At 59.2% G+C, this 8,990-nt stretch carries 12 protein-coding genes and 1 pseudogene; 10 read left to right on the top strand and 3 right to left on the bottom strand.

The features are described 5' to 3' along the window. Positions 1 to 4: 4 nt before the first annotated feature. A pseudogene (locus ACTJI6_RS22945) lies at positions 5 to 765 on the bottom strand (IS5 family transposase). Here ACTJI6_RS22945 and ACTJI6_RS22940 point away from each other — a divergent pair. Both ACTJI6_RS22940 and ACTJI6_RS22935 read left to right on the top strand, forming a co-directional pair. Beyond that, complete coding sequence (locus ACTJI6_RS22940; RefSeq protein WP_440804001.1) at positions 685 to 1,533, top strand: 3'-5' exonuclease; 849 nt, start codon at positions 685 to 687, stop codon at positions 1,531 to 1,533. The pseudogene ACTJI6_RS22945 and the gene ACTJI6_RS22940 sit on opposite strands and share 81 nt — an antisense overlap. 30 nt (positions 1,534 to 1,563) lie before the next feature. Continuing rightward, positions 1,564 to 2,142: an AAA family ATPase gene (locus ACTJI6_RS22935; RefSeq protein WP_440803999.1), complete on the top strand. Its 579-nt coding sequence runs from the start codon at positions 1,564 to 1,566 to the stop codon at positions 2,140 to 2,142. Between the two features lie 1,540 nt (positions 2,143 to 3,682). Here the strand turns inward: ACTJI6_RS22935 and ACTJI6_RS22930 are convergent. After that, complete coding sequence (locus tag ACTJI6_RS22930; RefSeq protein ID WP_164555323.1) at positions 3,683 to 3,856, bottom strand: hypothetical protein; 174 nt, start codon at positions 3,854 to 3,856, stop codon at positions 3,683 to 3,685. Then, positions 3,853 to 3,981 (bottom strand): hypothetical protein, encoded by a 129-nt coding sequence (locus tag ACTJI6_RS22925; protein WP_268236168.1) that lies wholly within the window; start codon positions 3,979 to 3,981, stop codon positions 3,853 to 3,855. The genes ACTJI6_RS22930 and ACTJI6_RS22925 overlap by 4 nt, the downstream gene beginning before the upstream one ends. A 364-nt stretch (positions 3,982 to 4,345) precedes the next feature. On the opposite strand from ACTJI6_RS22925, the gene ACTJI6_RS22920 reads away from it, so the two are divergent. The 8 genes from ACTJI6_RS22920 (at position 4,346) to ACTJI6_RS22885 (ending at position 8,814) form a co-directional block, all read left to right on the top strand. After that, a complete protein-coding gene (locus ACTJI6_RS22920; protein WP_126156212.1) occupies positions 4,346 to 4,552 on the top strand; it encodes a cold-shock protein in 207 nt (68 codons plus the stop codon). Positions 4,553 to 4,611: 59 nt separating this feature from the next. Continuing rightward, on the top strand, positions 4,612 to 4,848 hold the full coding sequence (locus tag ACTJI6_RS22915) for a hypothetical protein (protein WP_440803995.1): 237 nt from the start codon (positions 4,612 to 4,614) through the stop codon (positions 4,846 to 4,848). A gap of 456 nt (positions 4,849 to 5,304) precedes the next feature. Next, positions 5,305 to 6,195, top strand: a complete 891-nt coding sequence (locus ACTJI6_RS22910; protein ID WP_440803993.1) for a transglutaminase-like domain-containing protein — start codon at positions 5,305 to 5,307, stop codon at positions 6,193 to 6,195. Between the two features lie 27 nt (positions 6,196 to 6,222). Further along, positions 6,223 to 6,444: a hypothetical protein gene (locus ACTJI6_RS22905; RefSeq protein WP_440803991.1), complete on the top strand. Its 222-nt coding sequence runs from the start codon at positions 6,223 to 6,225 to the stop codon at positions 6,442 to 6,444. 280 nt (positions 6,445 to 6,724) lie between these two features. Beyond that, the gene (locus ACTJI6_RS22900) at positions 6,725 to 6,886 is read left to right on the top strand and encodes a hypothetical protein (RefSeq protein ID WP_164555331.1); all 162 of its coding nucleotides are present in this window, start codon (positions 6,725 to 6,727) and stop codon (positions 6,884 to 6,886) included. A 111-nt stretch (positions 6,887 to 6,997) separates the two neighbouring features. Next, positions 6,998 to 7,372, top strand: coding sequence for a hypothetical protein (locus ACTJI6_RS22895; protein WP_440803989.1), 375 nt, complete (start codon positions 6,998 to 7,000; stop codon positions 7,370 to 7,372). A 126-nt stretch (positions 7,373 to 7,498) separates the two neighbouring features. Beyond that, on the top strand, positions 7,499 to 8,308 hold the full coding sequence (locus ACTJI6_RS22890; protein ID WP_440803986.1) for a hypothetical protein: 810 nt from the start codon (positions 7,499 to 7,501) through the stop codon (positions 8,306 to 8,308). 104 nt (positions 8,309 to 8,412) lie between these two features. Then, on the top strand, positions 8,413 to 8,814 hold the full coding sequence (locus ACTJI6_RS22885; RefSeq protein WP_440803985.1) for a hypothetical protein: 402 nt from the start codon (positions 8,413 to 8,415) through the stop codon (positions 8,812 to 8,814). The last annotated feature ends 176 nt before the right edge of the window (positions 8,815 to 8,990 follow it).

Here is an 8,990-nt window from a genome sequence, read left to right as displayed (position 1 = left end):
TAGGTCATGTTGACAAATGGCGGAGCCAGAGGCGGATCGACGTGATGTCGATGAAGCCCAGGAAGCTTTCGGCGGTCTTGTCGTAGCGGGTGGCGACGCGACGGGCATTCTTGAGCTTGTTGAAGCACCGCTCAACGAGATTGCGCAGGCGGTAGAGCCTGCGGTCAACGGCGACCCGTAGCTTCCGGGTTTTGCGCATGGGGATGACCGGCACCACGTCGCGCACCTCCATGGTCTTGCGGATGTTGTCGGAGTCGTAGCCGCGGTCTGCGAGCAGAACGCTTGGCTCGGGCAGGTTGTCAGCCATGACCAGATCGAAGCCGAGGTAGTCCGATGTCTGCCCGGCCGTGATCTCGGTTCTCATGGGCAGGCCTGCCGCATTGACCCGCAGATGGATCTTGGTCGTGAAGCCACCTCGCGAGCGGCCGAAACCTTGGCGCGGAGTCCCCCTTTTGCGCCCGCTGCCTGATGATGAGCGCGAACCACGGTGCTGTCGATCATCTGCAGCGCATCCGGCACGATCCGGCTCTCGTTCAGCGCCTCCAGGATCTGTTCCCACAGCCCCGCCAACGTCCAGCGCCGGAACTGCCGATAGACAGACGACCATTTGCCGAACTCTTCCGGCAGGTCGCGCCAGGGCGACCCCGTTCGGGCGATCCAGAAAATCCCATCCAGAACAAGCCGATGGTTCGTGGGCTTGCGGCCGTTCGGAGAACGGACAGCCAGGATGAAGCGTTCAAAGAACGCCCACTCGTCGTTCGACATCAGGTTTCGTGCCACGCTGGTCTCCATTGCAGATACCAGCTTGAATCACGATCACCGCGCCCGGTGAATCCCTTTTGTCAACACGCCCTAGACGGCCTCATCTGCGATATCGGTCCACCCTACGAGCAATTTCAGGAGCCATCGTCGCCGATCCCCCCTACAATCACGCGACTGACTGGCATTACCGACGCGATGGTTGCCGGAAAGCGGATCGATATCGACGCTGTCCGAGCACTGGTCGACAGTGCCTCGCTTGTGATCGCGCATAATGCAAGCTTTGATCGGCGTTTTCTCGAACGCCTCAGCGCTGCCTTCGCACTTAAGCCCTGGGCCTGTTCGATGTCGCAGGTCGATTGGATCGACGAAGGGCATGAAGGCGTGAAGCTTGCCTATCTCGCCGCCGGCGCCGGCTTTTTCTACGACCGGCACCGCGCAATTCACGACTGTCGGGCCGCCATCGAATTGCTTGCGTCGCCGCTTCCTTCAAGCGGCGTGCCGGCGATGCAAAAGTTGTTGGAAAAGGCGCGGCGCCCAAGCTGGCGGATTTGGGCGGAAAACTCCCCTTTCGATCTGAAGGATGTGCTCAAGGCCCGCGGCTGTCGCTGGAATGGCGACGACAATCCCAATCCTCGCGCTTGGTACATCGATGTGGACGATGGCTTGCAGGTCGCCGAAATCGCCTTCCTTCGCAAGGAAATCTACCTGCGCGATGTTGAGCTTCTGGTGCACGAAATCACCGCGTTCAATCGCTTTTCCGACCGCACCTAATCACAACACAATTCCAGTCCGGGTGGATGCATGCACATATCGAAACTGCAGCTGGTCAATTACCGAAACTTTGCCCGCGCAACGGTGAAGTTCGAAAAAGGCGTAAACACGATCATAGGCGAGAACGGGTCGGGCAAGACAAATCTGTTTCGCGCAATCCGGCTGCTGCTCGACGATAATCTGCTCCGCATGGCCCACCGTCTTGACGAACGCGACTTCCATCGCGGCATCGGCGAGTGGCGCGGGCACTGGATCATCATCAGCCTCGAATTCACCGATGTCTCGCAGGACGAGACGATCCAGTCGTTGTTCCTGCACGGTGCCGGCAACATCACCGCCGCTACCGTCGATCGTGCGACTTACAATCTGATATTTCAGTTGCCGGTGATTTTCGATAATGCCTCCATTTCACCATCTGCCGCTGCGAGGAGAAGCCAGCTTCTCCCGACGGCCAGGCAGAGAGTTGCAGAGGCGGGAGACCTGGGGACCAAGTGCATGCGCGAAACATCGGCGCGGAGCAGTTCGTCCTTCTTTCCTTTCTTCCCCTGGGCTTGGCACTTAGGGGCAGGATCACTGATGCAAAACGACCTTATGCACCCCATGTTTTAGGAGGTGCGACAGAATGTTCTGTTCCTGCCTCACAGAGGGCCGGACAATGGCCGTACGAATTCCTGCCTCTCCAAAAGATGCACGAGCCGAGCCCAAGAGCGAGGACAAAGCCCTGGATGGCCGCCAGAATAGCCAAGACGACGAGGCTTCCCGGAAGATGGCCGACGAAGGCGACGTGTCCCAGAAGAAGAACCGCCTTCCTGATGAGGACAGTGCGATTGTCCACGTTAACGGTTCAGGCATGAGCATCTGCCTTTACCTTGTGAAAGAGTACAAAAATGAAGATAACTTACAAAACATCGCAGAACGAACGCCCGTCGCTTGCAAATGCAGACGCACTGGTAAGTCCCGCAGCACAGCGTGGTCTGTTCGCAAGAGCATTTTGGCGGGCTGTCGACTGGCTCGCTGGCGACCCTGCTGTTGTCACCCCAGTCAGGGTGCGGTCTCTGGCTGATGTCAGGATCAACAGCCATTACGACGCGCTTGGGCGCAGCTGACGTCTGAATGGATAAAGGTGGCGGCGGGGGAAACCTTGCCGTTGTCGGAGGGAACGCAACCCGCCTGGGTTCGCGCGTGCGGCTGCGAATTCAACGGTTGCAGGGCATGTTGCCTCACCCCCTCTTGCTTGTCGCCTCCCCCAGCATCTGTATCGTCTTGTGGTCCCCTGGCCGTCTCCTCCTTGAAGGCTCTTGAAGACCAGCGGTTACGATAAGACGTAAATGCCGAACAGCATTTGATTGGCAGATGGTCCTGCGCGGGCAGCGGGCTTTGTGGCCTCACCTATAATATCAAATGGCTGTTCTTCAGTCTGCGCCATCTCGACGTTAGGGGGATGCGCTAGCCCAAATGCGACTTCGGCTGCCGGGAGAGTTTCTCGCGTTTCTAGCCGCGTCCCTGGAGTGTAGCAGGGGCGGCGGCTTTGCTGTCGGTTACGGACAAAGCGTGCCACCTTTAGCGCGGCAGTTCCAAAATTTGACTGCTTCTTCCAACGTCCGTAAGGCGCGCTGAATTTCATCTTGGATTTCTGCGATCTCATCCTCTCGGCAGGATTGGAAGGCTGTCACGCCATTGCGATAAGCCTTCATTTCCTGGAGGCAGCTATCGAAAGCATAACGATCTTCGAAGGTATTAGAGGATCTGACGCAGTATGGCTCGGACGGCTCAAAGCACATTGCGCCCGCCGCGCCTGGTGAGACGAACGGTAACAAGGCGATCAAGGCGGCACGGATCACGAGCATAAGAAGTTGCCGCAGGTCACTTCAGCATCCGCAAGGGCATGCCTGGTCACATGCATCTGGAATACATTTGTTTCCAGATCGAACCCGACCGTGAAAACTTTCGACATGACCGCTCCCCTTTGTGGACCGATGCAGACCCACCTGGCATATCAGATGCCGTCAGGGGGCGGCCGCATCATCAACGCCAACCCGACGCCTCTCGCCCCCCACCCCCTTGCTGGGGAAGCGCCCGCAGCACCAAATTCGGAGGGCAAGGCTTAATTTTCACACGCTGCTCCGGACAAGGACTGAGCGTCTGCGGCTTATCTGACGCTCTGGGTTCGACGCAGGTTCATGACTGAGCGGACGGCGATGCGTTTTGCCTCCTCGGGCGCAACCCCGAGGGCGGCGCAGTTCTTCAGGATCGCCTGCATGATCACCATCTCGCCCTCATGGTTTGCCGGCCCGGCCTCTGGCGGCACGGCATCAACCGTCATCTGCTTGGCTTCACAGCAAGACCTGCCACTGTTCCCTTGGTGCTAGGTGCGGCGGCGATGACCTTGGGCTTTTCCTTCTTGGGCTTTTTCTCGTCACGTTTTCGCTTGTTCATGCCTTTGGCCATCGGTCAGTTCCTTGTTGGCCGTCGATGCGCGACGGATTTTCGCAGGGTAGGTCGCTGAATTCAGAATAGATAGACACGTCTCCGGCATCCACGGTTGGCGGATGCGCGATCAGTCTTCTTTCCGCTGCGCCAAACGCGATCCGGGCCGGTTGAAGGAATAACGTCGGGCAATGATGACCCCTGCCAGCGACGCCACGCCTCGGGACGCCATCGCACCGCCCTTGTAATGGGGCGGTATGATGCCCACCTGTCTATGGCAACGCTGTTCCTTCGACTTCTGTCTCCTTCTGGCTTCAGTCGCTCTTTGATGACGCCAAGCCAGGCCATCGCATTCAGCGGGTGGCACCAATGAGGAGATCTCACGATGGCCAACGGCACCGTGAAATGGTTCAACGCAACTAAAGGTTTTGGCTTCATTGAGCCCGAACACGGCACGAAGGACATTTTCCTTCACGTCTCGGCGCTGGAACGCGCCGGCATCCATCAGGTGGCTGATGGTCAGGCAGTGACCTTTGATGTGGAACGCGGTCGCGATGGCCGTGACTCCGCCTCGAACCTTACACTGGCCTGATCCCAGACTCCCAGTGCCCGGCCCTGTCAGGGCCGGGCAACTTATCGAGGAGCGCCACAATGGCCTCAAAAAAAGCCGAAGCCCTGTTCAAGGTCCCGGCGTCACAGACCCTGTGGGATCGAACGAACGACGCGGCAAGAGAGATAATCTCGAACGAGATCAGCCAGCGAGACGCCAACAGCAAGCGATTGCGAAGGCTCAGACTGGCGCGGGATGCCGAAGCGGCCGCCACCCCTCTTGAACAACCAGCGGCCAAGCGGCCGAGAAAGAAGAAGGCCTGCGCACAAGCCGCATAAGCCGGTTATCATCGCCTTCGCAAACGCCATGCTGAAAAACGGCGCGCCTTGGCAGCATCAGACCCACGCATAGACAGAAGCGCTAGGCAATTGGGCGCAGCTGACGTTTGAATGGATAAAGGTGGCGGCGGGGGAAACCTTGCCGTTCTCGGAGGGAACGCAACCCGCCTGGGTTCGCGCGTGCCTCTGCGAATTCAACGGTTGCTGGGCATGTTGCCTCACCCCCTCTTGCTTGTCGCTTGCCCCGGCATCTGTACCGTCTTGTGGTTCCTGGCCGTCTCCTCCTTGAAGGCTCTTCAAGACCAGCGGTTACGATAAGACGTAAATGCCGAACAGCATTTGATGGGCAGATGGTCCTGCGCCGGCAGCGGGCCTTCTTCCAGGCGCCACACGGCAGCGCCGTTCCGCCGCAAAGGCGGCCTTCCGATCAAACCTGCCCCTTGCAAGGAGGCCCTCATGCTTGTCCGCTTTGGTTTCGAGATCATCATAAGCACGCCAGGACCTCTTCCCCTGATCCTTGCCCTCTCGCCCCACCCTTCCGTTGCAGGCCGCATCCTTGGTGCCAACAAGATCCGGACGGAGCCCCCCGTGCCGATCGAGGAGTTTCTGGACCCCTTCGGCAACCGACGGGCACGGTTGGTGGCGCCCCGCGGACAGACAAGGCTCTGGTCCGATGACGTCATCGAGATCGAGGGAGAGCCTGACGTCTTTGACTGGAACGCCCGACAGCATGAGGTCGCGCACCTGCCCCCCGAGACATTACCCTTCCTGACGGCCAGCCGTTATTGCGACGCTGACATGCTGTCGCAACAGGCCTGGGATCTCTTTGCCGGCACCAAGCCCGGCTGGGCGCGTGTCCAGGCAATCTGCAACTTCGTCCACAATCATCTGACCTTCGGCTACAAATTCGGGCGGCCCACGAAAACCGCGGTCCATGCCATGTCTGAGGCGACCGGGGTATGCCGGGACTTTGCGCACCTGGCGATTGCACTCTGCCGCGCCATGAACATTCCGGCGCGCTATGCGAGCGGCTATCTCGGCGATATCGGCGTTCCACCGTCAGGTCCCGGCGACTTTTGCGCCTGGTTCGAGGTTTATCTGGAAGACCGCTGGTATACCTTCGATGCGCGCTACAACACGCCCAGGATCGGGCGCATCCTGATGGTCCGCGGACGCGATGCGGCGGACGGCGCCATGATCACGTCCTTTGGAACCTATCAGCTGGACCTGTTCCGTGTGTGGACGGACGAGCTTTCGGAAACGATGACGCAGGCCGATGTTCTGAAGGAGCTGGAGCTCCTGCCGGAGGCCCCTGCCCTGACGCTGGCCATGGCAGGATCGTCCTGACACGGACCGCGTAAGGAGAGACCAAAAATGGTTTTCGTGGTATTTCATCTGAACGAACCGGGGCGGCCAGCCAGCAGGACCGCCATCGCGATCCATCACATTGTTTCTGTAAGGGAAGCAGCAGACGATGCGGGAACCGAGATCAAGCTCACCGACGGCACCCTGATCAACGTGTCCGAGCCCTTCAAGACCATCATGGAGGAGGTTGCCCGGATGGGGAGTCCTGCGAAGGCACCTGAGGATGGATGACAGATTGGTGCAAAAGCAGGGATGACAGTTGGACCTTCCCATTCAGGCTCAGGCCGACCGTCGCTCTTCATGTTCCATCAAGGCAAGACCGTGCCGGAGGCCAGATTACCTCGGCTTGATACCCCGACGCTGCCCCCCTCTTGAATGCGCATGGTTCTTTAGCGCGTGACCAGAGGCTTGCACGATTGTGCCGCCAACGCTCTCGCAATCCCCAAGGATGGTTCCCATCTTTGAAGGGTCACAGCGGACTGCTCTGCTTGTGACTTATGGAGGACCCCCGATGGGGACCCTGCGCCCAGCCGACAATCAGAACAATCAGCCGCGCGATCCACAGCTGGAATACGGTGATCCCGGTCGCCTGCAAGATCGAGAGGACGCCGAGACCTGGCAAAAGCCGGATCACGAAGGCGCATCAGAGAAAAAGAGCCATTTGCCTGATTAGGGCAGCATCCAGTTACGAGCGTCAACGGTTCGGGCGGGGTCAAACTCCGCCCTTTTTTCGGTGGCGGAGGATGGAAAACAGCGCTGACCCCTGCGCGGCGGGAAAGATAATGTGGCATTTCCCGAGAAAACCCACAGCGCTCTTAGCCAGGAAAATCACCTGTTCACACGGACCAGCACCTCGGTTGTTGAATTCAGGCATGCTTTTGTCGTGCCTGGTTCCGACAAGGAGTTCCCGCCCGGTCGCTATGAGGTCTTGGTGGAGGAAGAGCTTCTCGAAGGTCTCAGTTTCGCCGCATACAGGGAAACAGGGGCCTATCTGATGATCTACGGGAAGGGGCACAACTCCGGGCCGACGGAGATGAGACCGACTTCGTCGGCTTATCTCAGTCTGGCGTTGAAACGTGACGCCCTCCTGGATGCGCCGGTAGAACGTGCCGGCTCGGCCCCTCCGTCCGAAATGGCCGGTCCGAGCAATGAGGGCTGACCTATCCAGAACCTGCGGCATGGGCCCAGACAGTGACATCGCCGTCCCCGTGCCAGACGTCTTCCTCATTGCCGGGTGGAAGAACCGATCAGCGGGAAAGCTCTTGGCAAGAAAGGGACGCGTTTCATGATACCGACACCCAAACCCGAGCATAGGTCCCTGGCGCGGATGATTGTCGCAATTGCCTCCCTGGCAGGCGTTCTTGCGTTTCTCGCTTTTCCGGTGCTTGCGCAGAGCGATGCCGGTTCCCCCCCGGAAAACGCGTATGCCCGCAGCTATGGAGGCGGCTGGGATTGCGACCTTGGCTACCGGATGGAGGACGCAGAGTGTGTAAAGATCGAGGTCCCCGAGAACGCTTATGCCACCAAACGGTCCCATGGAGCGGGATGGACCTGCCTCCGGGGCTATAAGGCGGTTGATGGAGCGTCCTGCATTCCGATCCCGGTGCCTGCGAACGCCTTTCTGAAGTCTTCCGGTTATGGCTGGGAATGCCTGCGCGGATACCGACGAGAAGGGGACACTTGCGTCTCTGTTGTTCTGCCGGAGCACTCTTATCTGAACGACAGCTCTTGGGGACCCGGATGGGCCTGCGACCGGGGCTTCACCGCCAGCGGAGACAGGTGCATCCCAATCGTGGTGCCGAAGAATGGTTACCTGACCAATGCTGACTACGGCGATGCCTGGGCCTGTGAACGGGGATTTGTTCAGGTTGGTGACCAGTGCGACCCTGTTGTCCCGCCGAAGCATGCCTTTCACGATCCCATTGCCTACGGGCCCGGATGGCGCTGCGAACGTGGATACGAGCCGGACGAACAGAACAGCGCCTGCATCGCGATCGACTTGCCAGAAAACGCACATCTTGATGACTCCGGCAATCGCTGGCGGTGTAATCCGGGCTTCCAGCGTGGGGACGAGGCGTGCGTGCGCGAACAGTGATGCAGATAGTTCTCCGCCATGGCCATCCGGCAGGCACAAGCGCAGGAACTGATAGCAGGTGCGCCAGAGCATCTGCCATCGCAGCTCTTCAGGAGGAAGACGAATTGGCCGCATCGATCAAGACAACAGCCGTCTTTTTACGACCCTTCGAACTTCCAAGCTTCAATGAGATACTTCCGGCCGGCGAATACGAGGTCGAAACCCTGATCCCGGGTCCGCTGGACGAAGTCGGCGGGGATAGCTGGCGGCCTACCGTTCTTGTCCATCTTCAGTCGCGTGCTTCCCATCCGGGTCTCAGCCGGACATTGACCGTCCCCCTTGCGGAACTCGAACGGGCAGTGGCAAAGGACAAGCTGACCGGCAAGGCGCTGACCGATTTCTTTCTGGAAGAGATGCTTGCCGATCCGATGATCCGGCTCGTCATGAAGGCCGACGGCGTGGAGGAGGCCGAACTCCGAAGCCTCTATTCCGGTTCTTCAAAACCACCTGCCGATCCCGCGACGTGAGCAGTTCCAGTGGTGCTCTTGCTGGGTCGCTGGGTCCTTCCAACATCGGTCATGATAATCATGCGTGACGGGGTCGAACCAATTCTTTGACTGACAGTTTGTTATTGCCTCCTGAGAGGCCAATAACGGGAGAAGAGCATGAGCTACGGTTTTCTGAAACTTGAAGGCAGTCCGCC

Origin of the sequence: Paracoccus sp. 22332, assembly GCF_052045125.1 — a bacterium.
In the GTDB taxonomy this organism is placed as follows: domain Bacteria; phylum Pseudomonadota; class Alphaproteobacteria; order Rhodobacterales; family Rhodobacteraceae; genus Paracoccus; species Paracoccus haematequi_A.
This window is presented reverse-complemented; position numbering and strand designations above follow the sequence as displayed.

Bases quoted from the DNA above. Each gene is read 5' to 3' on its own strand.
- ACTJI6_RS22910 (WP_440803993.1), top strand. From the start codon at position 5,305: ATGCTTGTCCGCTTTGGTTTCGAGATCATCATAAGCACGCCAGGACCT.
- ACTJI6_RS22935 (WP_440803999.1), top strand. From the start codon at position 1,564: ATGCACATATCGAAACTGCAGCTGGTCAATTACCGAAACTTTGCCCGC.
- ACTJI6_RS22905 (WP_440803991.1), top strand. From the start codon at position 6,223: ATGGTTTTCGTGGTATTTCATCTGAACGAACCGGGGCGGCCAGCCAGC.
- ACTJI6_RS22920 (WP_126156212.1), top strand. From the start codon at position 4,346: ATGGCCAACGGCACCGTGAAATGGTTCAACGCAACTAAAGGTTTTGGC.
- ACTJI6_RS22900 (WP_164555331.1), top strand. From the start codon at position 6,725: ATGGGGACCCTGCGCCCAGCCGACAATCAGAACAATCAGCCGCGCGAT.
- ACTJI6_RS22915 (WP_440803995.1), top strand. From the start codon at position 4,612: ATGGCCTCAAAAAAAGCCGAAGCCCTGTTCAAGGTCCCGGCGTCACAG.
- ACTJI6_RS22925 (WP_268236168.1), bottom strand. From the start codon at position 3,981: ATGGCCAAAGGCATGAACAAGCGAAAACGTGACGAGAAAAAGCCCAAG.
- ACTJI6_RS22940 (WP_440804001.1), top strand. From the start codon at position 685: ATGGTTCGTGGGCTTGCGGCCGTTCGGAGAACGGACAGCCAGGATGAA.
- ACTJI6_RS22930 (WP_164555323.1), bottom strand. From the start codon at position 3,856: ATGACGGTTGATGCCGTGCCGCCAGAGGCCGGGCCGGCAAACCATGAG.
- ACTJI6_RS22890 (WP_440803986.1), top strand. From the start codon at position 7,499: ATGATACCGACACCCAAACCCGAGCATAGGTCCCTGGCGCGGATGATT.